25 protein-coding genes and 1 pseudogene are annotated in these 25,243 nt (G+C 67.8%); 10 read left to right on the forward strand and 16 right to left on the reverse strand.

The genetic code is table 11. From position 1 onward, the window contains the following. Positions 1-37 precede the first annotated feature (37 nt). From AC5Y46_RS11205 to AC5Y46_RS11235, 7 genes are all read right to left on the reverse strand, one after another. Complete coding sequence (locus tag AC5Y46_RS11205) at positions 38-856, reverse strand: ESX secretion-associated protein EspG (RefSeq protein WP_499940878.1); 819 nt, start codon at positions 854-856, stop codon at positions 38-40. Beyond that, entirely contained in the window at positions 853-1,926 is a 1,074-nt protein-coding gene (locus AC5Y46_RS11210) for a PPE domain-containing protein (RefSeq protein ID WP_499940877.1), read from the reverse strand. The genes AC5Y46_RS11205 and AC5Y46_RS11210 overlap by 4 nt, the downstream gene beginning before the upstream one ends. Positions 1,927-1,993: 67 nt before the next feature. Then, positions 1,994-2,278: a PE domain-containing protein gene (locus AC5Y46_RS11215; protein ID WP_499991026.1), complete on the reverse strand. Its 285-nt coding sequence runs from the start codon at positions 2,276-2,278 to the stop codon at positions 1,994-1,996. A gap of 14 nt (positions 2,279-2,292) precedes the next feature. Continuing rightward, a complete protein-coding gene (locus AC5Y46_RS11220; protein ID WP_499940873.1) occupies positions 2,293-3,675 on the reverse strand; it encodes a hypothetical protein in 1,383 nt (460 codons plus the stop codon). 12 nt (positions 3,676-3,687) lie between these two features. Then, positions 3,688-3,987, reverse strand: coding sequence for a hypothetical protein (locus AC5Y46_RS11225; protein WP_499940872.1), 300 nt, complete (start codon positions 3,985-3,987; stop codon positions 3,688-3,690). A 181-nt stretch (positions 3,988-4,168) separates the two neighbouring features. After that, positions 4,169-4,519 (reverse strand): YbaB/EbfC family nucleoid-associated protein, encoded by a 351-nt coding sequence (locus AC5Y46_RS11230; RefSeq protein ID WP_499940870.1) that lies wholly within the window; start codon positions 4,517-4,519, stop codon positions 4,169-4,171. After that, positions 4,516-4,854, reverse strand: a complete 339-nt coding sequence (locus AC5Y46_RS11235; protein WP_499940869.1) for a hypothetical protein — start codon at positions 4,852-4,854, stop codon at positions 4,516-4,518. Before AC5Y46_RS11235 ends, AC5Y46_RS11230 begins: the two co-directional genes overlap by 4 nt. 186 nt (positions 4,855-5,040) lie before the next feature. Between AC5Y46_RS11235 and eccA the strand changes: the two genes are divergently transcribed. The 3 genes from eccA (at position 5,041) to AC5Y46_RS11250 (ending at position 8,992) form a co-directional block, all read left to right on the forward strand. Then, positions 5,041-6,876 carry a type VII secretion AAA-ATPase EccA gene (gene eccA, locus AC5Y46_RS11240; RefSeq protein ID WP_499940867.1) on the forward strand — a complete coding sequence of 612 codons (1,836 nt, stop codon included), beginning with the start codon at positions 5,041-5,043 and terminating at the stop codon, positions 6,874-6,876. Next, the gene (locus tag AC5Y46_RS11245) at positions 6,876-8,678 is read left to right on the forward strand and encodes a nucleotide-binding protein (RefSeq protein ID WP_499991029.1); all 1,803 of its coding nucleotides are present in this window, start codon (positions 6,876-6,878) and stop codon (positions 8,676-8,678) included. Before eccA ends, AC5Y46_RS11245 begins: the two co-directional genes overlap by 1 nt. Positions 8,679-8,770: 92 nt before the next feature. Next, entirely contained in the window at positions 8,771-8,992 is a 222-nt protein-coding gene (locus AC5Y46_RS11250; RefSeq protein WP_499940863.1) for a hypothetical protein, read from the forward strand. Positions 8,993-9,092: 100 nt separating this feature from the next. Here AC5Y46_RS11250 and AC5Y46_RS11255 read toward each other — a convergent pair whose 3' ends face one another. The 6 genes and pseudogenes from AC5Y46_RS11255 to AC5Y46_RS11280 form a co-directional block, all read right to left on the reverse strand. Next, positions 9,093-10,598 (reverse strand): class I adenylate-forming enzyme family protein, encoded by a 1,506-nt coding sequence (locus AC5Y46_RS11255; protein WP_499940861.1) that lies wholly within the window; start codon positions 10,596-10,598, stop codon positions 9,093-9,095. Next, a complete protein-coding gene (locus tag AC5Y46_RS11260; RefSeq protein ID WP_499940859.1) occupies positions 10,595-11,530 on the reverse strand; it encodes an acyl-CoA dehydrogenase family protein in 936 nt (311 codons plus the stop codon). The genes AC5Y46_RS11255 and AC5Y46_RS11260 overlap by 4 nt, the downstream gene beginning before the upstream one ends. Next, the gene (locus AC5Y46_RS11265; protein ID WP_499991034.1) at positions 11,527-12,684 is read right to left on the reverse strand and encodes an acyl-CoA dehydrogenase family protein; all 1,158 of its coding nucleotides are present in this window, start codon (positions 12,682-12,684) and stop codon (positions 11,527-11,529) included. Before AC5Y46_RS11265 ends, AC5Y46_RS11260 begins: the two co-directional genes overlap by 4 nt. Further along, positions 12,681-13,130, reverse strand: a complete 450-nt coding sequence (locus tag AC5Y46_RS11270; protein ID WP_499991066.1) for an acyl-CoA dehydrogenase family protein — start codon at positions 13,128-13,130, stop codon at positions 12,681-12,683. Before AC5Y46_RS11270 ends, AC5Y46_RS11265 begins: the two co-directional genes overlap by 4 nt. Before the next feature lie 15 nt (positions 13,131-13,145). Continuing rightward, positions 13,146-13,766, reverse strand: a pseudogene (locus tag AC5Y46_RS11275) (acyl-CoA dehydrogenase family protein); the annotation flags it as partial. Continuing rightward, positions 13,763-14,917: an acyl-CoA dehydrogenase family protein gene (locus AC5Y46_RS11280; RefSeq protein ID WP_499991037.1), complete on the reverse strand. Its 1,155-nt coding sequence runs from the start codon at positions 14,915-14,917 to the stop codon at positions 13,763-13,765. The pseudogene AC5Y46_RS11275 and the gene AC5Y46_RS11280, both read right to left, overlap by 4 nt. A gap of 80 nt (positions 14,918-14,997) precedes the next feature. Here AC5Y46_RS11280 and AC5Y46_RS11285 point away from each other — a divergent pair, with 80 nt between their 5' ends. After that, the gene (locus tag AC5Y46_RS11285; RefSeq protein ID WP_499940853.1) at positions 14,998-15,834 is read left to right on the forward strand and encodes an LLM class flavin-dependent oxidoreductase; all 837 of its coding nucleotides are present in this window, start codon (positions 14,998-15,000) and stop codon (positions 15,832-15,834) included. Here AC5Y46_RS11285 and AC5Y46_RS11290 read toward each other — a convergent pair. Further along, a complete protein-coding gene (locus tag AC5Y46_RS11290) occupies positions 15,812-16,546 on the reverse strand; it encodes an SDR family oxidoreductase (RefSeq protein ID WP_499940851.1) in 735 nt (244 codons plus the stop codon). The two genes, AC5Y46_RS11285 and AC5Y46_RS11290, sit on opposite strands and share 23 nt — an antisense overlap. After that, positions 16,543-17,364, reverse strand: a complete 822-nt coding sequence (locus AC5Y46_RS11295; protein WP_499940849.1) for a FadR/GntR family transcriptional regulator — start codon at positions 17,362-17,364, stop codon at positions 16,543-16,545. The genes AC5Y46_RS11290 and AC5Y46_RS11295 overlap by 4 nt, the downstream gene beginning before the upstream one ends. 81 nt (positions 17,365-17,445) lie before the next feature. Between AC5Y46_RS11295 and AC5Y46_RS11300 the strand changes: the two genes are divergently transcribed. Together AC5Y46_RS11300 and AC5Y46_RS11305 are read left to right on the forward strand one after the other, a co-directional pair. Then, positions 17,446-19,851: a CaiB/BaiF CoA-transferase family protein gene (locus AC5Y46_RS11300; RefSeq protein ID WP_499941375.1), complete on the forward strand. Its 2,406-nt coding sequence runs from the start codon at positions 17,446-17,448 to the stop codon at positions 19,849-19,851. Between the two features lie 11 nt (positions 19,852-19,862). Further along, positions 19,863-20,054, forward strand: coding sequence for a ferredoxin (locus tag AC5Y46_RS11305; RefSeq protein WP_499940847.1), 192 nt, complete (start codon positions 19,863-19,865; stop codon positions 20,052-20,054). 10 nt (positions 20,055-20,064) lie between these two features. Here AC5Y46_RS11305 and AC5Y46_RS11310 read toward each other — a convergent pair whose 3' ends face one another. Continuing rightward, positions 20,065-20,202 (reverse strand): hypothetical protein, encoded by a 138-nt coding sequence (locus tag AC5Y46_RS11310; protein WP_499940845.1) that lies wholly within the window; start codon positions 20,200-20,202, stop codon positions 20,065-20,067. Between the two features lie 91 nt (positions 20,203-20,293). Here AC5Y46_RS11310 and AC5Y46_RS11315 point away from each other — a divergent pair, with 91 nt between their 5' ends. From AC5Y46_RS11315 to AC5Y46_RS11330, 4 genes are all read left to right on the forward strand, one after another. Further along, positions 20,294-21,415 carry an aromatic ring-hydroxylating oxygenase subunit alpha gene (locus AC5Y46_RS11315; protein WP_499940843.1) on the forward strand — a complete coding sequence of 374 codons (1,122 nt, stop codon included), beginning with the start codon at positions 20,294-20,296 and terminating at the stop codon, positions 21,413-21,415. Further along, entirely contained in the window at positions 21,415-22,995 is a 1,581-nt protein-coding gene (locus AC5Y46_RS11320) for an AMP-binding protein (protein WP_499940841.1), read from the forward strand. The genes AC5Y46_RS11315 and AC5Y46_RS11320 overlap by 1 nt, the downstream gene beginning before the upstream one ends. A gap of 16 nt (positions 22,996-23,011) precedes the next feature. Beyond that, positions 23,012-23,434: a nuclear transport factor 2 family protein gene (locus AC5Y46_RS11325; protein WP_499940839.1), complete on the forward strand. Its 423-nt coding sequence runs from the start codon at positions 23,012-23,014 to the stop codon at positions 23,432-23,434. Between the two features lie 473 nt (positions 23,435-23,907). Next, positions 23,908-25,243, forward strand: a 1,336-nt coding sequence (locus tag AC5Y46_RS11330; RefSeq protein WP_499991047.1) for a PE family protein, incomplete at its 3' end; no start/stop codon positions are given.

Here is a 25,243-nt window from a genome sequence, read left to right on the forward strand (position 1 = left end):
GACACGGTTCGACAAATTACTCGTCTGAAAAAAATCGCTAAACCAATGACGCCTCCCATTGGTCCGTCGATAGTTCGACAAGCTGACCGATCGCCTGCGCAATCGCGTGATCCGATCCCGGCTTCAACGTGGTCCACAATTGCCCGCTGGGTGAGGCGCTCGGCGCCCCGACGATCCGGCCACGTTTGGTGTAGAACACCCCGACCGCGGCCGGCCGACGAGAGATGCGGTCCTGGTCGCTGCACAGCGCGTAGTAGACGATCTCGGCGAACGCCATGCGCGACGACAGCGCCGAGCCCAACTGCATCGCCGCACGTGGCTCGGCGCCCAGAGCCCGGACGCGGTCCGCCAACTGGGCCGCATCGTGGGTCCCGATCAACTTCTGGGTAACCGCCTCCGAAGGCGCGCCCACCGGCGAAACCGAGGCGGCCTCCGAGCGCGGCAGCCCACCCAGCAACGACTGGGTCGCCCAGGACAGGTCGGGGGAGCCTTCGGCCACCCGCAACCGAATCTCGTCGCCGACACGTCGTGCCACCACGCCGGCGGCGCCGCACCGCACCACCGACACCCGGGCCATGCCGTCCGGGGTCATCAGACGCATGGCCAGTTCCCGCTCAGGTCGTCGCAACGCCCGCAGCACCGGCAGCAGGTCCGGATCCAGCGCCCCGTCCACGATCAGACCCCGCGAGATCAGGCTGCGGGTTGCCGCGTCGAATGCTGTCTGGAGCGCGTCCACCGTGCCGTACCGGGGCCGCACACCCAACACCGTCGGGAAGCTCTGCACGCCGATCCGCTGCCCGACCACCTGGAGTTCGTCGTCGGTCAGGGTGAATGCGGACAGCGTCGCGGCGGTCACAGGCTCACCTCCTCGGCGCCGATGACCGCCGGTGAGACCCAACTGTCAGACAATTGCTGCAGTGTCCGTTCGGGCTCGGCCGCAAAACCCTCCACCTGCTGCGGCTCGGGTGCCGCGAGATCGTCGAAGATCGCGGTGTTGGGACCCCAACTGACGTGGGAAACCGTGAACGGCGCATCGCTCTGCTGCGCGGCGGGCAACCAGGACTGGCCGCCATCAGACAAGCCGGCCCCGGCTTCGCCGGCGCCCTCGAGGGTCTCGGCCTCGCGGAAGGACTCGTAGGCCTGAGCGCCGCCGTCGCGGCGGGTGCCCGCCATCGGGGCATAACCTCCGCCGCCACGTCCGAGGCCGTTGCCGCCGGAGGAATCACTGGTGAAGCGGGTCTGACGCACCTGGTCCGGCTGCTTGCTAGGCGCCGCCGGGTTGGCCAGCATCGGCGAGAGCTGCCTCGGTGCCGCACCGCCACCACCGCCGCCGCCGCGGGAACCGCCGCCCTTGCCTTCCTTCTCGGCCTTGAGCGCACCGCCGTTGACGACCTGCGGAGGAACGGGCTGTTCCCACGGCGCGGCCAGCTCGGCGCACGCCTCTTCGTAGCGGTTCATCACCGCTGCGGCATCAGCCTGCTGAGCCGACGCGGCGTCGTCGAACTCGGCGAAACTGCCGTGCAGAATCGCGCCGTTGTAGGCCGCCAGCGAGGCCATCATGTCCTGGGCCGCCTTGGCCTCGACGGCCTCGGAGACGGTGGGCATCGACAGGATCGCGACCGTGTTCGCGACGGCGGCCTCCTCGGCCCGTCGTCCGTTGGCCGCGGCGCTCAGGCTCGCCGCTTGCAGCCATTTGCCGAACGCTTCCAGCTTGCGGACGACGGCATCCGAGGTGTTGCTCTCCCACGCCGCGCGGAAGGATTCGATGAGCCGGTCGTAGTCGCCGGAGACCTTGGCGAATTCGTTGGCGACCCGGATCCACGCGGCGCCGGCCTCGCCGACCGAGGACGGGCCGGGGCCCTCGGTCAAGTCACGCGCCAGCTGCTCGGTGCTGCGCGATTCCCACACCACATTGGTGAATCCCATGACTGTCTGAACCCCCTTTCACTGCAACGCTTTTCACATGTGCCGATCGCTGGCAGCGATCGACGACTCAGTCCGCCAAGTCGGCGGCGGCGATCCGGCCCGAATGCGCCCGCAACGCGGCGGACGCTTCGTGAAGCTCGTTGGTGCCCCGCTCGGACGCCGTGGTGAACGACGTGAGTACCTCGTTGAGGGTGTGAGCCACCCGCTGGGAGACCTCGTCCTGGCCCGACGAGATGGTGGTCAGGTTGGGTCGCTCGGTCTCCATCACGCGTTGCAGGCGATCGGCGAGTTCGTCGAGCTGGCGGGTGGCCTCGGTGAGTTCGCCGGGCCGGATGGACAGGTTGTCGCTCATGTGTCTTCCCCTTGTTAGATGCGGAGTTTGACGTCAGGGTCGTCTTCGAGATTGACCGAGTTGTCGCCGATCACGGCCGGACTGGCAGTGCCGAGATCGCCCACGATCGCGCCGCCCTGGTCGGTCGTGTGCAGGAAGGACGCCGACGTGTGGCTGCCGCTGGCCCCGGCCTTGCCGCCCGGCGCTCCGTACCCGGCTCCGCCCGCGCCCATCATGCCCGCGGCGCCGCCCATCCCGGCGACTCCGCCGGTCGGCCGCGCAGCCACGGATCGCGACATCGCGGCGGCGCTGGAATTCTCGCTCTGCACCATCGGCGACGACGGGGTCGCCCGGGCCGGGCTGGTGGCTCCGACCCCGCCACCGCCGCCGTGTCCGGCGCCCCCGGCCGGGTGAGCCGCGCCGACCATCCGCGCCGGCTGGGCCAGCGCCGATGAGGCACCCGCGCCGCCCTGACCTGCCTGCCCCACAGCCGACATCAGCCCGGTGCCGGCCTGCATGCCGGCCTGCAGCACCTGGGTTCCGGCCTGCATGCCCATCGCCAGCGGCATCATGCCCATCTGCATCGCGGGACCCATCATGCTCATCCCCACCGACAGCAGCGGACCCATCATCTGCATGGCCATCTGGGGGCCCTGTGCCACCGCGATCGGAGCACCCGTCGCGGCGGTCGAAGCGGCCTGGCCGGTAAGCGTGCTCTCCAGCTCCGTGATGCACTCGGTGGCCATCGCGCTGGCTCGCGCAGCGGTCTCGACCATCTTCGGCGCCGTCCACGGCAGCCCACCCGACAGCGCCGCGAGTTCGTCCTGGCACTCCTCGATGATCTGGATCAACCTCGCCTGGCCCTGCGCGACATTTGCGGCCGCGGCGCTGTACTCGCCGCCCAAGGCGGTGCCCTGCGCGGCGACGGCAGCGCCGTCGGCCACCGTTTCTCCGGTCTTCGCCGCGGCGGCGGTTGCTCCGGCACCCGACCAGCCCTGGCCGCCCGCGCCACCCATCATCTGACCCAGCGCCTGCTGCAAACCACCGGCTGCCTGCTGAAACGCCTGGCTGATCCCACCAAACATCTGCGTCGGGTTCATGCCCTGAAATACGCCGTTGCCCAGGGTGCCGAGCATGTCGGTCATCGGCTTCATCAGCCCGCCGGCGAAGTTGCTGCCCATCCCGCCCGGAGCGCTGGTCAGGTCGGCGGGGACGGCATCGCCCACGCCGGAGAACTCCGGACCGCCGGTAGGCAATTGTCCGAGGTGGAACTGGTTCAAGATGTCTTGCACCGGGCGATTCAGCCAGGCCTGCAGATCGTTCTCCATCTGGTTGACGACCGGCTGATGGTCGTAGTCCGCCAGTTGGTCGAACTGTCCGGGTGGCCCTGGCTGGGGAGCAGGGTCGTAGGTGGCCATTCGGCTCGGTGCCTAGACTTCGGTGGTTCCGTCGGCGGCATCGGCCGCGGCGTGCTCGGCGTCGGTGACGTGAGTGGCGACCCCGAGCAAACCGTGCTTTGCGGCCGTCATCATGCCGCTGCCGACGTTGTTGGCCGCGGTCTCGAACATCGCCGGGATCATGTTCGCCGCCGCGATCGGCCCGAGGGCCATCGAGAAATTGCCCAACTCGGTCGAGGTGACCGTGCTCAGCGCGGTGCTGATCAGCGTGCCCGCCGTGTCTTGCGCGACCGTGAGCCCCTGCATGAAGTCGGGCTGCAATTCAAATGCCATGTCAGCTTCTCCCCGTCCAATACCGCTTAGCGGCAGCTAGCGCTGGTGTCTTCACCCTAAGCAGCCCCGCCGGCATTAAGTTGCACGAATTTAAGCAGACCGCCGCCCGGTTCGCGATTCACACGTGTGTAATAAGAAAGTGATTGTTATTTGCGCATGTTGAATAATGGCGCGCCGCTCGTTATTCCGGTTCGAAGACGGTGCCGTCCGAGCGGGTCAGCGGCGTTTTCTGCAGCTCGTCCATGCGGGTCATGAACTCTTTGAGCAGGAAGTTGTACCGCTCGGCGGACACCTTGGCGGCGGCCTGGGCGGTTTCGACAATGAGCGCGGCCAGGGTGTCGGGGTCCAGTCGACTGGCCGGCGGCCCCAGCCACAGTCCGGTCAGGCTGCCCAATCCGTCGACCTCGGCGCTCACCGCCCGGTCGCGGCTGGTCACCCGCGCCGAGATCGTCTTGGTCTGTTCGGTCATCGACTGCAACAGGTCGCGCTGTTTGATCGCCCTGGCGATCACCGACTGCGCCAAGCTGGTCATATCGACCTCATCCAGGTCCCCGGAAGCTCGTCGTCCTCCTCGTCGCCGAACAGCTCCTGCTCGGCGCGGGCCAGCTCCTCGTCGGTCGGCAGCCCGAGCTCGCGAATCGTCGACGCACTGAACCCCTTGTCGACCAGCCCGCGACGGTAGGCCACCTGGGCGCGCAATGCCGACAGTTTGCACAACGCCAGGATCTCGGCCGCCAACTCCTGCGGCGGTCTGGCCAGCTCGGTGCGGTCGATCTTCAGCGCCGTGGGCAGCCCGCGCTCGGTGGTGGCGACGACGATCGTGCCGGTGCGGGAGCGCACGGGCTGCGGTCGTTGTTCCGCTGGCACTAGGCTTCACCTCCACAGTGGCGTCGACGTGCCCGAATTTCGTTCCGGATTTTGGCGCGACAATGCAACTCAACAGATCGGTACAATAACTTTCTACCGCTAGACGCGGGCTAAATGGACGTTTCTGCTCGCTTTTGCCGCCAGACGGTAGTCACCAGCTGTGCTAGTAGTAAGGACACCAAGTAGATGCCTGGCACCAGGGACGCGCAGCGCGTCTTCGACGCCGGAGTGTTGTCACTGGGAATCCCCATCGACGGGTTGGAAACCGACCGCGACGTGCAGTACGCCGCCCTGGCTTTCAAGCGCGCCACCGAGCACGACCCGCAGATGAGCGATGCCTGGCTGGGCCGCGCCGCCGCCGGCGACACCAGCGGCGAGGTGATCTATCAACTGTGGCGGACCAGCAAGGAGAATCTGAACCGCGAGCAGCGCCGCCTCGGGCTGCCCCGGCACGCGCTCGCCGGGCGGTTCCAGACCGGGTTGTACCTGGACTACACGCTGAGCACCCTGACCGAGGTGTGGCTGGCGTACGCGGCCAGCATGATCGCCGGCAAGGACTACGACGAAGCCGAGCGGGTGCTCGACGAATTGGACGACATGCGTCGCTCCATGCCCGGCGGCGACACCGACTCCGCCGAGATTTGCGCCTACGTCCGCGCGGTGTTGCACTTCACCACCCAGCGGTGGCCGGATGTGCTTGTCGCACTTGCTAATTCGGCTTCCTTTGACGACGAGTACATCGCCGCGGGCGCGCATCTGATGGTGGGATCGGCGTGCGCGCAGATGGGGTTGTTCGGCGAGGGCATCCGCCGTCTCGACCAGGCGATCGAGGGGCCGATACCGGCCGCGAGCCGGGCGGCGGAGTTCTGCAAAGGCCTGACCCTGCGGGAGATGGGCAAAGAACCCGAAGCCAGGACCATCTTCGAGCGGATCTACAGCGAGGAGCCGGGCTTCGAGGCCAACGCCGCCGCGCTGCACGACCCGAAGTTCCGGCTCATCATCACCAGCAAGGACGACATCGAATCCCGCACCGACAAGTGGGATCCCAGCACCGCCCGCCGAGCCGGCGAACTCGACGCAGAAGGCCTGAACGAGCGCAGCAACTCCTACCTGCGCGCCGCGCAACTGGAGCTGGACCGCCAGATCGGTTTGACCGACGTCAAGCTGCAGGTGGCCAAGTTGCGCTCGGCCGCCAAGCTGGCCAAGGTCCGGGAAGGCAAGGGGCTCAGCGCCGCCGCGCGCAGCCTGCACCTGGCCTTCACCGGGCCGCCCGGGACCGGCAAGACCACCATCGCCCGGGTGGTCGCGCAGGTCTACTGCGGGCTGGGGCTGCTCAAAACGCCCGCGGTGATCGAGGCCAAGCGCGCCGATTTCGTCGGCGAACATCTGGGCAGCACCGCGATCAAGACCTCCGCACTGATCGACACCGCGATGGACGGGGTGCTCTTCATCGACGAGGCGTACACGCTGATCCAGAGCGGACTGGCCGGCGGCGACGCGTTCGGACGGGAAGCGGTGGACACCCTGCTGGCGCGGATGGAGAACGACCGGGACCGGTTAGTGGTCATCATCGCCGGTTACGACGCGGAGATCGACCGGTTCCTTGCCGCCAACGAGGGAATGGCCTCGCGGTTCACCAAGCGGATCCGGTTCGCTTCGTATAACGCGGTCGAACTGGGCGACATCGGTCGGCTGATCGCCAAGACCCGCGACTCCGAACTCACCGAGGCCGCCTACGAGGAATTGGTCGACGCCTGCCGGGTGCTCTACGACAGTCAGTCGGTCGACGAGTCCGGCCAGTTGCGCCGTGAGGTCGATCTGGTCGGCAATGGGCGGTTTGTCCGCAACGTGATCGAGACGGCCGAGGAGGAGCGGGAGTACCGGCTGAGCGAGCGTCCGGATGTCAGTGTCGAGGACCTCGGCGAATCGGAGCTGATGCGCATCGAGCTCGGTGACATGCGCGCCGCGCTGGAAAGCGTGCTCGGAATGTCCACCCGGCAGCTGACGTCGAGAACGCGCTAGTGAGCCAATCCGACACGCCCCGACCGGGTTTCAAACGCAGCAGTGACGCGGACACCAACCCGATCCCCGTCGCGCTGATCCAGGCCAAGCTGGCGGAGGAATCCGTTGTCGACGAGGCGCGGCCGGGTCCGATGGAGGCGGGCACGAAAGTCATCGACCTGCCGCCGGCGGAGGTGGACGATGTGCCGCCGGATCCGGAGCCCGAACTGGAAGCCGAACCCGTGCCCTTGTCGGACCCGGAACCCGTGGCCCTGCCGGAACCGGAACCGGAGCCCGTGTCCTTGTCGGAACCGGAACCGGAGCCCGTGTCCTTGTCGGAACCGGAGCCCGTGTCCTTGTCGGAACCGGAGCCCGTGTCCTTGTCGGAACCCGAACCGGAATCGGCGCGTCCGGAACCGGAATCGGCGCGTCCGGAACCGGAACCCGTGCCAAAACCCGAACCGGAATCGGCGCGTCCGCAACCGGAATCGGCGCGTCCGGAACCCAAACCGGAGCGTCCGGGACCGATGGCCGAGGGCACCCGCGTGATGGAGCTGCCGCCGGTGCCGCCGCCGCCCCCGCCGCGTGACCGTCCGGGCCCGATGTCCGACCGCACCGCCGTCTTCAGGCTGCCGCCTCATCCCCGGACACGTCAGGCTCCTTCGCCCGCGGGCGGGGAAGCACCCGCCGCACCGCCGGTGCGTCCGGCCCCGCTGCCCACGCGCCCCGCGCCCCCGCCCATCGAGGTACCGCGCACCCCCGCGGCCGTCCAGCACCCCGCGCCCCCGGCGCCCGGTCCGGATCCCCGGCTGCATCCGCCCGGATCCCCGCCTGTGGCAACACCTTTCACCCGCGCCAACCCGAACGCGCCGGGACCGCAACCGGGCGGACCGGACCCGCGGATCCCGTCGCACACCGATCTCGGACTGGTGCGCCGTACCCGACCTCTGCCGCAGAGCGGTTGGCGCAGAGTGGTGCACCGTTTCACCGGCCTGAATCCCGGTGAGTCCGAACTGGAGAACACCCGTCAGAAGTTGGTGGCGCGGGTGAGCCAACCGGTCCGCGGCGACTACAGCATCGCCGTGTTGTCGATGAAGGGCGGTGTCGGCAAGACCACGACCACCGTCGGACTGGGTTCCACCTTCGCCGCCATCCGCGGCGACCGCGTCATCGCCGTCGACGCGAACCCCGACTTCGGCACCCTGGCACAACGCGGGCCCGACCAGAGCCGGTCGACGGTGCGAGATCTGTTGTTGGACGACAACATCTTTCGTTACTCCGACATCCGCAGGCACACCTCACAGAGCACGAGTCGGCTGGAAATCCTTGCCTCCGAACGTGATCCGGCAACCTCTGAGGCGTTCTCCGACGCCGACTACCGAGTGGTGATCAGGTTGCTGCAGCGGTTCTACAACCTGATCCTCACCGACTGCGGCACCGGACTGGTGCATTCGGCGATGTCGGCTGTCCTCGACGAGGCCGACGCGATCGTGCTGGTCGCGTCGCCGGCCATCGACGCGGCCCGCAGCGCGTTCGCGACGCTGGACTGGCTGGAGCATCACGGCCGCGGGCATCTGGTGCCCAACGCGACGGTGGTCATCAGCGCCGCACGCCCGGGCAAGGCGTCGGTGGATCTGGACAAGCTGGCCACGCAGTTTGTGACCCGCATCCGCTCGGTTCATGTCATCCCGTTCGACGACCACCTGGCGCAGGGGTCAGAGGTCGTCTTGGACCTGATGGCCAACCGCACCCGCCAGGCGTTTCTCGAGTTGGCGGCGTCGATCGCCGACGGATTCGCCGACACCAAACGCGCGCGGGGCTGAGCAGGCCCGCCGAACCGATCGGCGGATTCGGGCCGTCGAACGGGCATCGCTCTGATATACGTGTCAGATCGTTATGCAAAGCAGGGGGTGCCGTGAAAGCAGCGGTCGTTGCGGTCGTCGAGTTGTTGGGGATCATCGTCGCCATGGCGGCGTGGGTGTACCTGGATGCCAGAGCGCACGCCGGGCGCGGCCGCCCAATCGTCTCTTCCTATGGTTCGCTTCGACTCGCCACACCGGTGGCGTGGTTCTTCGCGTGTCTGGTGATGTGGGAGACGTTCTTTCCGCACTACATGGATATGCGCAGCCTGGTCTAGGCGCCGCGGGTGCTGCTGCCGGGTGGGGGCGCGGCAGTCGAGATTGCATTTTGGCGGGTGTGCGCTCGATCTTTTGCTGCAGATTTTCGGTCTGGGCGCACTAGCCTCCCCGCGCCGCGATCATCGCCGAGCGGTTGACCTTGGTGGCCGCGGTGCGGGGGATTTTGTCGACGAATTCGACCGTCTTGGGTGCCTTGTAGGGGGCCAGGCGACCCTTGGCGTAATCGATCACCTGCTGCTCGGTCAGCGGCGCGGCGGCGTGCGCGGACACCTGCACCACGGCGTGCACCCGTCGGCCCCACCGCTCGTCGGACAGCCCGATGACGACGACGTCGGCGATGTCGGGGTGCCCGGACAGCGCGGACTCGACCTCGGCCGGGAACACATTGGCCCCACCGCTGATGATCATGTCGGCACGGCGGTCGGTGATGTAGAGGAAGCCGTCCTCGTCGAGGCGGCCGATGTCGCCGGCGGATCGAAACCCGTCCTCGGTGGACGGCAACGGCGGTGCGCCACCCAGATAGCGGTACCCCGCGCTCATCGGCGCCCGCAGGTAGATGTCTCCTTCTTCACCGGGCCCCAGCGGATTCTTGTCGGCGTCCAGGATCCGGATCTCGGTGTCGCGGAAGCCGCGGCCGACGCTGCCCGGATGGGTCAGCCACTCGTCGCCGCGCAGTGCGGTCAACCCGAGATTCTCGGTCATGCCGTAGGCGGTCACGATCTGCTCCGGGCTGAGCAGCTCGAACCAGGTGCGTAACAGCGACGGCGGCATCACCGCGGCGCCCTGCAGGATGAACACGACGCTGGAAAGGTCGCGCTGGCGGATGTCGGGCAGCGCCGCCACGCGCGCCAGCATCGTCGGTGTCGCGGTGAAGTTGGTGATCCGGTAGCGCTCGATGGTGTCGACAAACAAAGGGGCGTCGAACTTTTCGAGAATCACCAGATGGTCGCCGCTCAACAACATCAGGAACGTGGCGAAGCCGTTGGTGTGATACATCGGCGCGGGCACCATGATCCGCTGCGGCTTGGCCACCGGCGTCCAGTTCGACAGAAATGGCTCGCCCTGTTGCGGAATCCACAGCGACGGCGCCAGGTTGAGAATCACCTTCGGCACGCCGGTGGAGCCGCTGGAACAGATCCCGTTGGCGGTGGGAGAGACCGCCGCCGGCAGCGGGCTCGGGGACGCCGCGGCGGCGAGTTCGTCGAGTTCCCAGCGGGTCGCGTCGTCGACGACCACGACGGGATCGATCACCTCACGCACCCGGCTGCGTTCCCACTCGGGCAGATCCCAATGCATCGGAATCGGAACCGCGCCGATCTTCCAGCAGCCCAACGTGGCCAACACCAGGTGCACCGAATTCGGGATCGCAATGGCGACAAACGAACCCGTCTGCGCGCCGCGGTCGGCCAGCGCCCGTCCCCACTGGTTGGCGCGGGCATCGAGTTCACCAAAGGTCAACGACTGCTCGCCGCCGTCCAGGGCGACCACCGTCACCCCGAGGTCGTCACGCTGGTGCTCGGCCAGCTGCTGAAGTTTGCTGCTGAACGGTATTCCGTCCGCGAACGGGTTGACCGGCGCGTCCGGGGAGCCGGGCTGGGTGGTCATGCCGAAGTGCGTCCGCTGAACAACGTCTCCAGATGACCGCTGCGCACCTCGGGTATCAGTCGCAGGCTCAGCGCCTCGGGGCCCAGCGGCAGCCGGATCAGCGGCTGTACGTGACGGTCCAGGACGCTGACATCGGATTCGTCACAGAATCCCAACGCGCCGAGCAGTTGGTGCGCGGTGCGCAGCACCTGGCGTGCGGTCTCGGCCGCCTTGAGTCGCAGCACCAGTGCGTCCGCCGAAAGGGTCTGCGCCGGAACGGTTTCGGGTCGGCAGATGGTGTATTTGGTGAGTTCGTGCAGCCCGCGCACCGCGACCGATGCGTCCGCGACGGCGAATCTGACGGCCTGGAAATCCGCCAGTGGCTTGCCGAACTGTACGCGCGCCTGCACATGCTCGGTGACGATGTCCAGTGCCCGCTGCACCGTCCCCAGAATCCGCCATGATCCCAGCACGAGATGCAGGTCGATGTCGGCCTGCGGAACCGTTGCGCCGGCACCTGTCAGCGTGACCGGCGCCAGGAACGGACCCAGCTTGGCGCCCGTCCGCGCCGCTGGAAGCGCCCGGAAACTGTTGCCGTCCAGGTCCGCGGCGATCCATTCGCCGGGCAGGTCACCGTGGTCGATGCGCGGAGCCTCCGGGTGGACCAGCGCGAGTCGCGCGCCGTCGATCGCCAGCAGCTCCTCGACCAGCGGATAGGGCAACGCCGTGGCACCGGCGACCCGGCACAGCACCGCGGCGGCCAGTAGATCGTCCGAGCCCGAGCGGACGTCGAGTTCGAACGCGCCGAGTTCGCTCAGCGCATCTCGTGCCGCGTCGCGCACGGTGTCGTCGGTTTCGGCGCGCAGCGCCGCCTGCGGCCCGCCCAGTCGGGTCAGCCGTTTGAGGGCCACCGCCGCGAAGTCGGTGATATCCTGTGGCAGTTCGGTATTCATCGGCGTTCTCCCAACACGTCGCGCGCCACCATCATGCGTTGGACTTCGATGGTGCCAGAGGCCACCGTCGCGGCCTGCGCATAGCGCCAATGGTCGTCTACCGCGCCGTGCAGCGCCGCGGCGGCCCCGCTGTCCAGCGCCGTGGGACCCAGCACGTCGAAAAGCAGTTCGGCGACCACCTGGTCACAGGTGGTGGTGGCGATCCGGGCCGCACTGGCCGCCGCGCCGGCCTGCGGGTCGTCCTGCAGCGACACGGCCCGGTACGCCATCAGCCTGGCCACCCGCAGATCGACCAGCGCTCGCACCCATCGGCTCCTGATGGACTCCGGCAACCGGTCCCAGCCGTCGCCGAGTGCGGCCTGCATACGGTCCAGTAATGCCTCACAGCGTGCGTAGCGCGCGATGCCGACGCGTTCGAACGCCAGCGCCTCGCGCATCACCCGCCAACCGTCGCCGGGCTCGCCCAGGATGTCTTCGTCGGTGGCCTGCACCCCGTCCAGGAACACCTCGTTGAGATGATGCGGCCCCAACATCGACGGAATACCCCGGACGGTGAAACCGGGACGGTCCATCGGGATCAGAAACAGGCTGAGCCGCTTGGACTTCGGCGCGTCCGGATGGGTGCAGGCTGCCAACACGCACCAGCACGCCATCCGCGCGTAGGACGTCCACACCTTCTGTCCCTCGATGCGCCACCCGGTGCCGTCCGGTACCGCGCGGGTACGCAACGACGCCAGGTCGGTGCCGGCTTCCGGTTCGGAGAAACCCTGACACCAGATCACCTCGCCGGAGGCGATGCCGGCCAGGTGCTTGGCCTTCTGCTCCTCCGTCCCGTGTCGCATGATGGCCGGGCCGACCCAGTTGATCCCCATGTACTGCGGCCCACGCGGCTCGTAGTTGGCCCACATCTCCTCGCGCAGCACGGTCTGCTGCCAGATCGAACCGCCGCCACCGCCGTGTTCCTTCGGCCAGGCCAGGGCCAGTAAGCCTTCCGAGGCCAGTAGCTTGCAGAACGACTCAGTGGTGGCCAAGTCGTCCGGATCATCCGTGCAGGCGCCCAGGAAGTCAACCGGAATGTGGTCGGTGATCAACTGGCGCAACCGGTTTCGCAGTTCGCCGGCGTCGTCGCCGAGATCGTAATCCATCGTGGTCATCCCTTCGGCAACCCGAGCACACGCTCGGCGATGATATTGCGCTGGACCTCAGAGGTTCCGCCGTAGATGGTCGCGGCCAGGGCGTCCTGGCGTTCGAACAGCAGGTCCGGGTCGGCGGTCGACCCCGGACCGGCCGCAGCCGCGCTCAACTCCCAAACGCGTTGCAGGGTAAGCGACCCCAGGAGCTTCATGGTGTCCGCCTCCGGGCTGGGCCGCCCGGCGAGCCCGTTGTCCAGCGCGCGATACCCGGTGGCCCGCAGTGCTTCGGCGTCGGCCAGCAGCATGCCCAGTTCGGTGTGGATGTCGGGGTTGTCGACGACCGAAGCCAGACCGCGCTTTATCTCGACCCAATTCATGATCCAAATCATCTGGCGCTCATGGTGTAACGACGACAACGCCACATTCCAGCCGCCGTTGACAGGTCCCAGTAGATTGGCCACCGGCACCTCGACGGCGTCGAGGAAGACCTCGCAGAAGGTCTCGTCGGAGATCGACGACATCCGGATGGGCTCGATCCGCACCCCGGGCGACTGCAGATCCAGGATCAGGCAGGAGATACCCCGGTGTTTCGGCGCATCCGGGTCGGTGCGCGCGTACAGGGTGCACCACCGCGACAGGTGCGCCTGGGTGGTCCAGATCTTGTGTCCGCTGACCCGGAACACCTCACCGTCTCGCTCCGCGCGGGTACGCAGGCCCGCGAAGTCCGACCCGGCCTCCGGTTCGGACATCCCCAGCGCCCACCACTCGTCGCCACGCAGGCAGGGAACCAATAGGCGGTCGATCTGTTCGGGGGTGCCGAATTGGCGGATGCCGGCCGCGGCGACGTTCGGGCCGGCGATGTTGGGCAGTTTGGGCGCGCTGCGCAACGCGGCCTCGATGCGGATCTCCATGGCGTCGCGCAGACCCAGCGAGCGCCCCCCGTGCTCACGGGGCCAGGTGGGTTGGATCCACCCCGCTTCGAACGCGGCCCGTTGGTAGTCGCGCCGCAGCGGTATGTCCCAGCGGTATTCGCGGTAACGCTGGTAGTAGTCGTCGGGCAGGAACTCGGTCAGCCACGCGCCGAACTCGTCGACAATCGTCATACCGACCCTCCTACGAAACGCCGGCCCACTTCGTTGTAGAGCGCGCGGCTGTCGCCCAGCAGCGCGGCACCCTGCCAGGCGTGCCGGACGAACAGGTGCGCGTCGTGCTCCCAGGTCTGGCCGAGCGCGCCATAGATCTGGACCGCCGTGCGTGCGCAGGCGGACGCGGCGTCCCCGGCGGCCGCCTTGGCCATCGCCGCCGCGGTCCACCCCTCTTCGCGCGGGCCTTCCTTGCGCGAACCTTCCTTGCGCGAGCAGACGCAAAAGCCCCCTGAAACGCACGTTTCCAGGTGCTTTTGCGTCTGCTCGCGGTTAGTGAGGTGCGCGGCGGCGGCGTAGGTGAGGCTGCGGGCGCGCTCCAAACTCACGTAGTTGTCGGCCAGCGCGTGCTTGACCCCCTGAAACGCGCCGATCGGCGAGCCGAACTGGCGGCGCGTCTTGGCGTGTTCGACCGATCGCTGCAGCGCCGCTCCCGCCACCCCGACCAGATCGGCCGCGGCCGCGACCAGCGGTGCGGCCAAAGCGGATTCGATGCTGTCGACGGGTGCGACGGCGAGCGGCACGGCGTCGATCTCGGCGTCCGCGACCGGTTGGGCTGGATCGGTGGACTCGCCGGCCAGCACGGTCACGCCGTCGCCGGCGCGCACTACCGCCGCCACCAAACCGTCCTCGGAGTCGGCCAGTGTGACGATCAGCTCGGCGCGCGAGAGGTGGGGGATCGCGACCGCGCGCCCGCGCACCCGGCCGTCCCGCAGCGTCATGGGCGCACCGGGCAGCCGCGATCCGGGACTGTGTACGGCCAACGTCGCCGCCACACCCGAGGCGATCTCGGCAAGATGTTCGTCGACCTCGGGCCCGGCGGCCTGCAACACGCCCGCGGCCAGTCCGACACCGCTCAACAGCGGGACGGGAGCCAGTGCCGCCCCGCACTCCTCGAGCACGACCACCAGCTCGGCCGGACCGTATTCGTCGTCGGCGTCGCGGGCGGCCAGCTCCGTCCAGCCGAGGTCGACGACCGTCTTCCACAGCGTGCGCCAGTGCTCCTGATCTTCCAGGGCCTGGCGGGCGGCCCCTGGTGGGCACTCGGTGCGCAGGATGCCGCGCACGGTGTCGCGCAGCGCCAACTGCTCCGTAGTCAGACCGACATCCATAAGACCCCTAACATAGTAAAAATAGTAAACTAGCCACCCGCGCGCAAACCCACCCGGTGTGGCCATGCTTAAGTGATCGGATGACCGAGTGGTATCTGTTCCTGCCGCAGGTGCGATTGCCGGTGCCCGACATCGTCGGCCGGGCGCAGCACGCCGAGGCTGCCGGTTTCGACGGGATCGCGTTCATCGACCACCTCGAAGCCCCGGGACAGCCCGGCGAAAACATCTGGGAGGCAATGGGCGTCGCAAGCTGGGTAGCCGCCAAGACGCAACGCCTGCGGGTCGGTCACCTGGTCCTCTGTGACGCGTTCCGGCATCCAGCGGTGCTGGCCAAACAGGCCGTGACCCTGTCCGAGGCCTCGGAAGGACGGTTCGAGCTTGGTCTGGGGTCGGGATCCTGGCCGGCGGAGTTCACCAGATTCGATGTCGGACAGCAGGATCCGGTGGCCCGGGTGGAGCAGCTCGGACGCCACCTAGAGCTGATCCGGCAGTACTGGGCCGAAGGTCAGCATCCCCGGCCGACGTATCCGATACCGCTGGTTCTGGGTGGCAGCGGACCGCGGATGATGAAACTCGTTGCCGAACACGCGGATTGGTGGAATCTACAGGCCAACCACCTCGACCGCCTGCCGCGGCTGGCCGGCGCCACGGGCCGGGCACGGGTATCGGTTCAACAAATGGTGGGCTTCGCGCGGCAAGGCAGCGATCCCGGCCAGGTCACGGAGATCAGCACCCGCCGCTTCGGCCACCTGGGATCCGGCCTGGTCTGCGGGGATGCCGACGGGTTGACCGCGCACTTCACCGGACTCACGGCGCAACGGGTGGAGCGGTTCTACGTGTGGTTCGCCGACTTCGCCGACCCGCAATCGCTGACCGAATTCGGCGAATCGGTGATCAAGAACTTCCCTGCGCCGTAGCGCGGCGGCGGGCTTCGGTCGGCACCACCGGGGGACGGGCGTAGGGCCCGCGCTGCACCGCGCTGAGCCGGATCTCGGGCAGGTCCACCGAGGGATCGACGGTGTCCAGCCACGCGACCGCGCTGGCGATATCGGCCGCCTGGATCGCGTACATCTCGAACGGAACATCTTGCAGCATCTCGGTTTCCACCGGGCCGGGAGTCACCAGGTGCACGGCGATGCCGTCGCGGTCGACCTCCATCGCCAGGGCGCGGGCGAAGGCGTTCATGCCGGCCTTGGATGCCGAGTAGGCGGTGCGCGCCATCATCGGTTCGTGCGAGGCCGAAGAGGAGATGAAGATCAGTCGTGACCCCGGCCGCATCCGCGGCAATACCGCCGAGGTCAGCACGAAACACGAGTCGAGGTTGGCCGAGATGATCGCGCGCCACTGTTCGAAAGTCTGCTTGCGCGCATAGGTTCCGCCCAGCGCGCCCGAGGCGTGCACGACGAGGTCGATGCGCTCGAGCGGACTTATCGCAGCGGCGAACCCATCCGCGTCGGACGCGTCGGCAGCGATCGCGCGGGCGCCGATCTCGGTGGCCGCCGCCCGCAACGGGGCTTCGCGCCGGGCCACCACCGTTACGTCGTAGCCGAGATCACACAGCTTGGCGGCGCACGCTTTTCCGATGCCACCGCTGCCGCCGGTGACCAAGGCGGATCGGGGAGTGGTCAAGGGCGCCGGACGTCTCGCGGACGGGACAACGCCTGCGGGGACAGCGCATAGATCCGCTGCTCGGCACGGTCGGACAACACGTAGTTCTGGGTGTCGGCCAGATGCCGGCCCGCGATGCGCCGGGCCCGGTCGACGTCGCCCTCGGCGATGGTCTCGGTCAACTTGATGTGGGTGTTGAGCGCGGCGCGCCGCCTGGCCAGCGACGGGTAAGTGCCGCTTGCCGAACTCTCGTCGGCCCACTGCTGCTCGTGGCTGGTCCACAGCGTTTCCAGGCTGCCCACCACCGCGATGATCGTGTGGTTGCCACAGCCGCGAACGATGAGATTGTGGAATTCCCGGCCGATTTCGGTGAATTGCCGGCCGTCTTCGAGGTTTTCGGCCATGGATTCGTTGACCTGCTTGAGTTCGGGCACCAAAGTGTCGGCGCGGTCGGGCCGCTGTGCGGCCAGCGCGGCGCAGGCGGGTTCGAGTTCCTGCAGCGCCGAACCCAGGTCCCGGACGACCACGTTCTCGCTCTGCAGCAGCAGCCCGAGCATGTAGGCGGCGCTGGTCTTGGCCGGTGCGTGCACCACGGCGCCGCCGCGATTGCCCCGCCGCACCGAAACCAGGCCCTCGGTCTCCAAGATCCGCAGCGCTTCGCGCAGCGAGACCAGGCTGACCTTGAACTGTTCGACGAGCACTTCCTGGCGCGGCAGCAGGTCGCCGTCGGACAGTTCGCCGTCGATGATCTGGCGCCGCAACTCGTCGGCTACGATTTCGGCGATCCTCGGCGCCGACAACCGCCGACGGGCGTCGGGTCCAATTCCCAGGGCGGTCATCCGATTCCCTCCTGCAGCAGGAAAGAGCGCACGGCCGCGGCCTGCTTACTCGTCTGGCTTAGCTATTTTAGCAGTAATGGTATAAATAGCCGCGTGAGTCACGGGGCCGATCGCCGGCCGACGCCGCTCGATGATCTGCGTGTCGTCGAGATCAGTGACCGCGTGGCCGGCAGCTATTGCGGCAAACTTCTGGTGGACGCCGGCGCTGAGGTCCGGAAACTCGAACCGCCACAAGGAGATCCACTGCGCCGGTACTCGGCCACCTGCTCACCGGTCCCCGACGGCCGCGACGGCCCGTTGTACTGCTACCTCAATGCCGGCAAGAGCAGTGTGAGCGTGGCGGCGGATTCGGATCGCTACCGTGCCGAAATCGCCGGCGCCGACGTCGTCATCGTCGCGGCCGGACGCACGCAGGCGGCCGCGCTCGGCATCGACCCGCAGCGCCTGCTGGCGCAGTCTCCGCAAGCGGTCGTCGTCACCATCTCCGACTTCGGCTGGACCGGCCCGTTCGCCGAGCGCGCGGCCACCGAGTTCACCCTGCAGGCGTGGTCGGGCTGCACCGGCTTCCGCGGAGACCCTTCCGGCCCGCCCATTTCCATCGGCGGCGACCTCGGGGAGTACATGGGCGGGGTGTACGCGGCGTTCGGTGCCCTCGCCGTACGCCGCCGCGTCGAGCACGGCGGGCCGGGGGAGCACCTGGACCTGTCCATGCTCGAAGCGATCACCGCGATGCAGAGCAGCGAATGGCTGCACTCCCAACTCCTTCAGGTCCCTGCGATCCGGCGCACCCTGGAGGTGCCCTCGATTCTCGCCGCCAAAGACGGCTACGTCGGCATCACCATGGTCACCGGACAGCAGTGGCTGGACTTCGCCGCAATGGTGGAATGCCCGCAGTTCGAGGACATTCCGCAGCTGCGCTTCCAGATCGGCCGCTGGGAGTACCGCGATCTCATCTACGAAGCGATCGGGCCGTGGATGGCCGAACGGACCGTCACCGAAATCGTTGAACTCGGGCAGTTGTTCCGGCTGCCTATCGCCCCGTTGGGCAACGGCGCCACCGTGCGCGACATGGACTACATGGTCGAACGCGGTGTGTTCGTTGCCAATCCCGCCGGTTTCGGGCAACCGCGGCCGCCGTGGCTGATGTCGCGGTGCGCCCCGGCGCCCGTGGGGGAGACCGCCGGGCTCGGGGCGGGCAACGACGAATCAGTCTGGCAACTAAGGGAACACGTGGCAACAGGGCCGGATTCCCCGCTGCCGCTGCAGGGTGTGCGCGTCGTCGATCTGACGGCGTTCTGGGCCGGCCCGGCCGCGACCCATCTGCTGGCCGCGTTCGGCGCCGACGTCGTCAAAGTCGAGTCGATCCAGCGCCCCGACGGCATCCGGTATTCCGGCGGCATGCGCACCGACGTAGACGACTGGTGGGAATACGGCTGGGTGTTCCATGCAATGAATACCAACAAACGTTCGGTCACACTGGATCTCGGGTCGGCGGAGGGACGCCGGCTCTTCACCCGGTTGGCCGCCGATGCCGACGTCGTGATCGAGAACTTCTCGCCCCGGGTGATGGACAACTTCGGGCTCACCGCCGACGCGCTGCTCGACATCAATCCCGGCCTGGTCGTCGCGCGGATGCCGGCATTCGGGCTGGACGGACCGTGGCGTGAGCGGGTCGGGTTCGCGCCCACCATGGAGCAGATCGCCGGCCTGGCTTGGGTGACCGGGCTGCCGGAGGCGCCTCCGGTGACCCCGCGCGGTGCCTGCGATCCGTTGGCCGGTGTGCACGCCGCGTTCGCGGTACTGGCGGCGTTGCACTTCACCGATCGCACCGGATCGGGCCAGCAGGTCGAACTGCCGATGGTCGAAACGGTGTTGAACACCACCGCGATTCAGCCGATCGAGCACGAGGTGTTCGGCCGGACGCTGACCCGGCGAGGCAACCGCGGGCAGGGCGGTGCCATCCAGAACATCTACCGGTGTGCCGGTCCGGGCGACGAATGGATCGCGCTGAGCGTCGGTGACGACCGGCAGTGGACGGCGCTGGTGGACCAGCTGGGCCGGCCCGCCTGGGCCAACGGGCTGGACACGGAGGCGCGACGACGCCACCGGGCCGACGAGATCGACGACCGATTGCGGGACTGGTTCGCCGACCAACCGCGCGACGCCGCGGTGGAACGGTTGTTCAGTGCGGGTGTCGCGGTGGCACCGGTCGTCTCGCCCACCTTGGTGACCGAGAACATCCAACTGCGCGAGCGCGGCTTCTTCGAGTCGTTGGATCATCCGCGCACCGGTCCCGGCCTGTATCCGACGCCGCCGTTCGCGTTGTTGACCGGGCAACGTAGGTGGTTGATGCGCCCACCGCCGACGCTCGGCGAGCACAATGAAGAGGTACTCCGCGACGAGTGCGGCCTGACCGACGAAGAACTCGCGCACCTTGCCGCCGGCAAGGTGATCGGGACCCGACCGGTGGGCATCGAACGAAAGTAAGGGGACATCTGATGCGCGTGATCGTTGATCCGGACTTGTGCGAGGCCAACGGGTTCTGTGAGTCGCTGGCCGCCGACATCTTCGAGTTGGGCGACGAGGACGTGGTGCAGATCGCCGACGGGCCGATTCCCGCCGACCGGGAAATCGACGTGCGCGCCGCGGTCGACCAGTGCCCGCGGGCCGCGCTGCGACTCACCGATTGACCCACCGCCGTTAGAGCAACCAAAGCCGTTCGGCGACAGCGTGATCGGTGTGCGGCATGGTGACGATCCCGACGGTCTCACGAGCTTGCCGGACGAGATCGATGCCGTCGACGCCGCGACGCTGCTGGCCAGGCGCGTTGACGTTCAATGTCTAAAATAGTAAAAATAGACTAATCGCCGGACCCTGGTGAAGTGTGGCGACCGATTGACACGCGGACCGCGTGCGAAACGGAGAACTCGTGACGGAGACATCCACAGACTTGAGCTCGGTCGGCGACCCATCGGAACGGGAGTTCGGTCCGTCGGGCATCGCGCTGTCGACGTATCGTTTCCCGACCGGCTGGTTCATCGTCGGCTTCGCCTCGGACCTCGCGCCCGGAGAGGTCAAGCGCGTGCACTACTTCGGCGAGGAGTTGGTGCTGTTCCGGACGAAGTCCGGCTCCGTGCACGTCCTGGACGCCTACTGCCAGCATCTCGGCGCCAACATGGGCGTGGGCGGCACCGTGGAAGGCGAGCACATCGTCTGCCCCTGGCACGGCTGGCAGTGGCGTGGTGACGGCACCAACGCGCTGATCCCGTACAGCAAGATCGGCTGCAAGAACAACGTCCGCATCCGCACCTACCCGACCACCGAGTGGTACGGGTTCATCCTGGTCTGGCACGAACGGCACGGTCGCGCGCCCTACTGGCAACCGCCGGTGCTGCCCGAGCTGGAGACCGACGAGTATTACCCGCTGCACCCGCACACCCGAATGGTGAACCGGGTCAAAGTGCACGCGCAGATGATCATCGAGAACGCCGCCGACCCCTATCACGTCCAGTACGTGCACAAGGCCGCCAACCCGGCCAACACCGCCTCGTTTCAGGTCTCCGGTTACCACCTGCACGCCACCGTCAACGCGCATTTCGGTGGCGGCCGGGCCAAGACCTGGCTGACGCCGAACGGCCCGGTCGACGCCAAGATCATCTACGACAACTATTCGCTGGGCTTGGGCATCGTGCGCTTTCCCAGCGACCTGGTGAACACCGTCCAGGTGACCGGCCAGACACCGGTCGACGAGGATTACACCGATTACTTCTACACCCAGGCCTCCGTCCGGGAGCCCGGCGACACCGGTGATGTCCCCACCGGACGGGCCGCGAAATTCCTGGCGCTGCAGCAGGAAGTCATCAAGCAGGACTTCTTCACCTGGGAGAACATGAAGTACCTGGAGAAGCCGAACCTGGCGCCGGAAGAGGCGCACGACTATGCCGCACTTCGTCGTTGGGCCCACCGCTTCTATCCGGGCACCCAACCGTCGCCAACCGACTTCGGCTACACCGCCGACGGTGAGCCGGACCCCGCTGCCGCTCCAGCCTGATGGCGCCCGCCGGTCCTGCCGATTTCGGTGTCGATCGGTTCACCGTGCCGGCCGTGCTGGATCGTCGCGCCGAGCAGTTCCCCGACCGGGTGATGATGTCGGTCGGCGGTGTCGACATCACCTTCGCCCAGATGCGGGAGCGGTCGTGCGCGGCGGCCGCGCTGTTGGCCGATCTCGGTGTCGGACAGGGTGATTGCGTCGCGCTGTTCAGCGCAACCTGCCCGGAATGGATCTATTTCTGGTTGGGGGCGGCCCGGATCGGTGCGGTGAGCGCCGCGGTGAACGCGGCGAATAAGGGCGACTTCCTGCTGCACAACCTCGAGCTGTCGCGGTCGAAGGTGATCTTCACCGACGCCGAGCGACGGCCCCGCGTCGACGACGTCGTCGCCCGGCTGCCCTGGGTGACCGACCTTGTGGTGCAGGGTGATTCGCTCACTCAGGCGTTGCTGCGCGGTGCGGGCGTGCCGGACGATCCCGTCGAACCGGGCGAGGTCGGCGCGCTGTTCTTCACCTCCGGCACCACCGGGCCGTCGAAAGCCGTTGCCACGTCCTGGCATTACCTGTTCTCGGTGGCCGCCACCGTCGCCGCCGCGTGGGAGTTCGCCGCGGGAGAGGCGGTGTGGTCGGCGATGCCGCTGTTCCATCTGAGCGCCGCGCCGAGCGTGCTGGCGCCGCTGCTCGTCGGCGGAAAGACGGTATTGGCGAGCGCTTTCCATCCCGGTGAGGTCTGGGACGACGTACGGTCGCACGGCGCCGTCGGCTTCGCGGGCGCCGGCGCGATGGTGTCCATGTTGCTGAACTTGCCGCCCGATCCCGGCGACGCACGGCTGCCGTTGCGGTTCATCTCGGCCGCACCCATCGCCGCCGATTCCTACCGGGTGATCGAACACCGCTACGGTTGCCGCATCGTCACGATGTACGGCCTGACCGAAGCATTTCCTGTTGCGGTCAGTGGTGTCACTGATGACGGTGTCTCGGGCACGTCCGGGCGGCCCAATCCGAACTTCGACGTGCGCATCGTGGCTGCCGACGGCACAGAACTGCCGGCCGGCACGGTGGGGGAGATTGCTTGCCGCCCACGGTTTCCGCATGTGATGAGCGAAGGTTATGTGCGTCCGGGCACGGGGTCAGGCTTGTGTTTCGAACCGCATCCGGACTGGTTTCGCACCGGCGACCTGGGCAAGCTCGACGGCGACGGGAATCTCACCTACGTCGACCGGAGCAAGGATGCGCTGCGCCGCCGTGGTGAGAACGTGTCCTCCGTGGAACTGGAGACCATCGTCGCGAGCCACCCTGCGGTGCTGGAAGCCGCGGCGGTCGCGGTCCCCAGCGACCTCGGCGAGGACGACATCCTGCTGGTCGTGAGGCTGCAACCCGGTGCTGCCGCACTGGATTTCGTCGACTTGCTCGACTTCTGTGCGGCGCGGATGCCCTACTTCTGCGTGCCCCGCTACGTCGAGACAGTCGACGAACTGCCGAAGAACGTCATCGGCCGGGTACGCAAGGACGTGCTGCGCGCCCGTGGCTTGACCGCTGGCGCATGGGACCGTGAAAGCCATGGATACACAGTGAGCCGGTGAAAGGCTGGGAACAGAAATGCCGCTGACCTATCAGGAACAACAACTGCTGCAAGCCGCTACCGCGCGCGGAGCCATCCTGGATCTCACCGCCCGGCACAACCGCGCCCATTCCGAGGGTGACCGGGACGCCTGGATCGCCACCTTCCGTCACTCCGGCGCCAGTTACGTGCGTGACGGAGAGTCGTTCGCTGATCTGCGGGCTGCCTTCGACGGCGGCGGCGGACAGCGTTTGGTCACCGTCGACCACGAGATCCACGTCGACGGCGTGAAGGCGACCCAGCATTGCGTCGCAATCCTTTTCGCGGCGGTGCATGGCGAGACCGCCCTGCAGGCCACCGGGACCTACCAGGATCAGCTCGTCTATGAGCGTGGCGGCTGGTATTTCACCTCTCGTGAACTGCAATGGGATTCGATGCCGAGTCGCCACCTCGTCAGCTAGGTCGTTCGTACAGGATTGTCGACTTCGCCTGCGAGCGTTGGGAAGTCCGTGCTGACGCCGTCGGTCCTATTGATGTGATGGCTGGCGCCTCCGTGAGTCGCAGCCCGGAGGTCGGGCGCCATATGCCTCGTTAGCACAGCGGCTGCCACTGCCGGGAACCACTTTCATCGACGTGGCCAAAGATGAATCCGCGGCCGGAGCGGTCCCGCGCGGTCGGGTGGGCCGCTGCTCCGCGGTTGGCCGGCGCTATCTCGTCGACATCGAGATCGAGGCGAGCCCAGCGCGGCGCGTTGTGCTGCCTGATGCAGGTCTGGGTGTGTGATGGATATGTCGCCGAATTGAGTTTGCGCAAAACGGGCGGAATTACCGCTGGAAACGGTTATGTTGGCCGCCGAGCCAAATATTTCTTGTCGCGTCAATTTCCGTGCGTCAAGTCCTGATGACTTGCGTCGAGTCCTGATGATGGGTGTGCTATGTCGTCGTACGTCTTTGTGGTGCCCGATGTTCTGGTTGCGGCGGCGGCGGATTTAGGCGGCGTTGAATCTGCGGTGGGTGCGGCTTCGGCGGCGGCGTTAGCGCCGACGACCGGGGTGCTGGTGGCGGCGGGCGATGAGGTGTCTGCGGCGATTGCGGCGATGTTTAGCACGTATGGGCGGGAGTATCAGGCCGTCAGTGCCCAGGCGGCAGACTTCCATGCTCGTCTAGTGCAGGCGTTGACGGGTGCGGGCCGCCTGTATGGGGTTGCGGAGGCCGCGAGCGCTGCGTCGTTGGAGTCGTTTGAGACGCTCGGGCAGGCTGTTTTGGATGCGATCAATGCGCCGACCAATGCGTTGTTGGGGCGTCCGCTGTTGGGCCCCGGTACCGATGGCGCGGCGGGGTCGGGGGCTGCTGGTGGTGCGGGTGGGCTACTGATCGGTCGGGGCGGCAACGGCGGGTCAGGTGCGTCGGGCCAAGCAGGCGGGGCCGGGGGGGCGGCCGGCCTCTTAGGTGCGGGCGGCGCGGGCGGTACCGGCGGTGCTGGTGCTGCTGGGGGTGCGGGTGGCACTGGTGGCTGGCTGTTCGGCAGCGGGGGCACTGGAGGCACGGGCGGATTCGGCGGTGGCACCGGAGGTGCCGGAGGTGGCGCGTGGTTGCTCGGCCATGGCGGCGCCGGTGGCGTGGGTGGGAACGGGGTGGCGGGTGCGCTCGGTTCTGCCGGTGCGGCGGGTACGCAGTTCGCGGCCGGCGGCACGGGTGGAGTGGGGGGTGATGGTTGGGCTGCGGGATCGGGTGGTGCTGGTGGTCGTGGTGGGCTGATACTCGGAGATGGCGGCGCGGGTGGCGCCGGTGGAGTGGGCGGCGTCGGGGGTGCCGGCGGGGCCGGTGGCGCGGGTTGGGAGGCGACCACCGTCGGTGGCTCGGGCGGCGATGGCGGTGCGAGTGGCGCGGGCGGGCAAGGCGGTATCGGTGGTACCGGCGGAGTCGGTGGACAGGGTCATGGGTTGTTCGGTCGTCCGGGTGTCAATGGCAACGGTGGGGTCGGCGGCGGTGGCGGCAATTCGGGCATTGCGGGGACTGGCGGAACGGGCGGGGCCGGAGATGCGGTGACCGCTGGAGGTATCGGCGGGGTTGGTGGCGACACCGGCGGCGGTGGTGCGGGCGGCACGGGCGGAGCTGCGGGCGGTGCTGGTGCAAGTGCGGGCGCTACGGGTGCGGTGGGCATGGCAGTGGCCGGCGGCAATGGCGGCGCGGGTGGGAAAGGGTTCAGCGCCACGGCAGCGGGCGGGTCCGGCACTGCCGGTGGTGCCGGCGGCGCGGGCGGCAACTACG

The organism is Mycobacterium sp. NGS59 (genome assembly GCF_059812345.1).

What these genes read in the sequence shown, in the direction of transcription:
- AC5Y46_RS11305 (WP_499940847.1), top strand. Translation starts at nt 19,863, where the DNA reads ATGCGCGTGATCGTTGATCCGGACTTGTGCGAGGCCAACGGGTTCTGT.
- AC5Y46_RS11280 (WP_499991037.1), bottom strand. Translation starts at nt 14,917, where the DNA reads ATGGATGTCGGTCTGACTACGGAGCAGTTGGCGCTGCGCGACACCGTG.
- AC5Y46_RS11295 (WP_499940849.1), bottom strand. Translation starts at nt 17,364, where the DNA reads ATGACCGCCCTGGGAATTGGACCCGACGCCCGTCGGCGGTTGTCGGCG.
- AC5Y46_RS11285 (WP_499940853.1), top strand. Translation starts at nt 14,998, where the DNA reads ATGACCGAGTGGTATCTGTTCCTGCCGCAGGTGCGATTGCCGGTGCCC.
- eccA (WP_499940867.1), top strand. Translation starts at nt 5,041, where the DNA reads ATGCCTGGCACCAGGGACGCGCAGCGCGTCTTCGACGCCGGAGTGTTG.
- AC5Y46_RS11265 (WP_499991034.1), bottom strand. Translation starts at nt 12,684, where the DNA reads ATGACCACGATGGATTACGATCTCGGCGACGACGCCGGCGAACTGCGA.
- AC5Y46_RS11220 (WP_499940873.1), bottom strand. Translation starts at nt 3,675, where the DNA reads ATGGCCACCTACGACCCTGCTCCCCAGCCAGGGCCACCCGGACAGTTC.
- AC5Y46_RS11215 (WP_499991026.1), bottom strand. Translation starts at nt 2,278, where the DNA reads ATGAGCGACAACCTGTCCATCCGGCCCGGCGAACTCACCGAGGCCACC.
- AC5Y46_RS11320 (WP_499940841.1), top strand. Translation starts at nt 21,415, where the DNA reads ATGGCGCCCGCCGGTCCTGCCGATTTCGGTGTCGATCGGTTCACCGTG.
- AC5Y46_RS11255 (WP_499940861.1), bottom strand. Translation starts at nt 10,598, where the DNA reads ATGACCACCCAGCCCGGCTCCCCGGACGCGCCGGTCAACCCGTTCGCG.
- AC5Y46_RS11210 (WP_499940877.1), bottom strand. Translation starts at nt 1,926, where the DNA reads ATGGGATTCACCAATGTGGTGTGGGAATCGCGCAGCACCGAGCAGCTG.
- AC5Y46_RS11260 (WP_499940859.1), bottom strand. Translation starts at nt 11,530, where the DNA reads ATGAATACCGAACTGCCACAGGATATCACCGACTTCGCGGCGGTGGCC.
- AC5Y46_RS11325 (WP_499940839.1), top strand. Translation starts at nt 23,012, where the DNA reads ATGCCGCTGACCTATCAGGAACAACAACTGCTGCAAGCCGCTACCGCG.
- AC5Y46_RS11225 (WP_499940872.1), bottom strand. Translation starts at nt 3,987, where the DNA reads ATGGCATTTGAATTGCAGCCCGACTTCATGCAGGGGCTCACGGTCGCG.
- AC5Y46_RS11230 (WP_499940870.1), bottom strand. Translation starts at nt 4,519, where the DNA reads ATGACCAGCTTGGCGCAGTCGGTGATCGCCAGGGCGATCAAACAGCGC.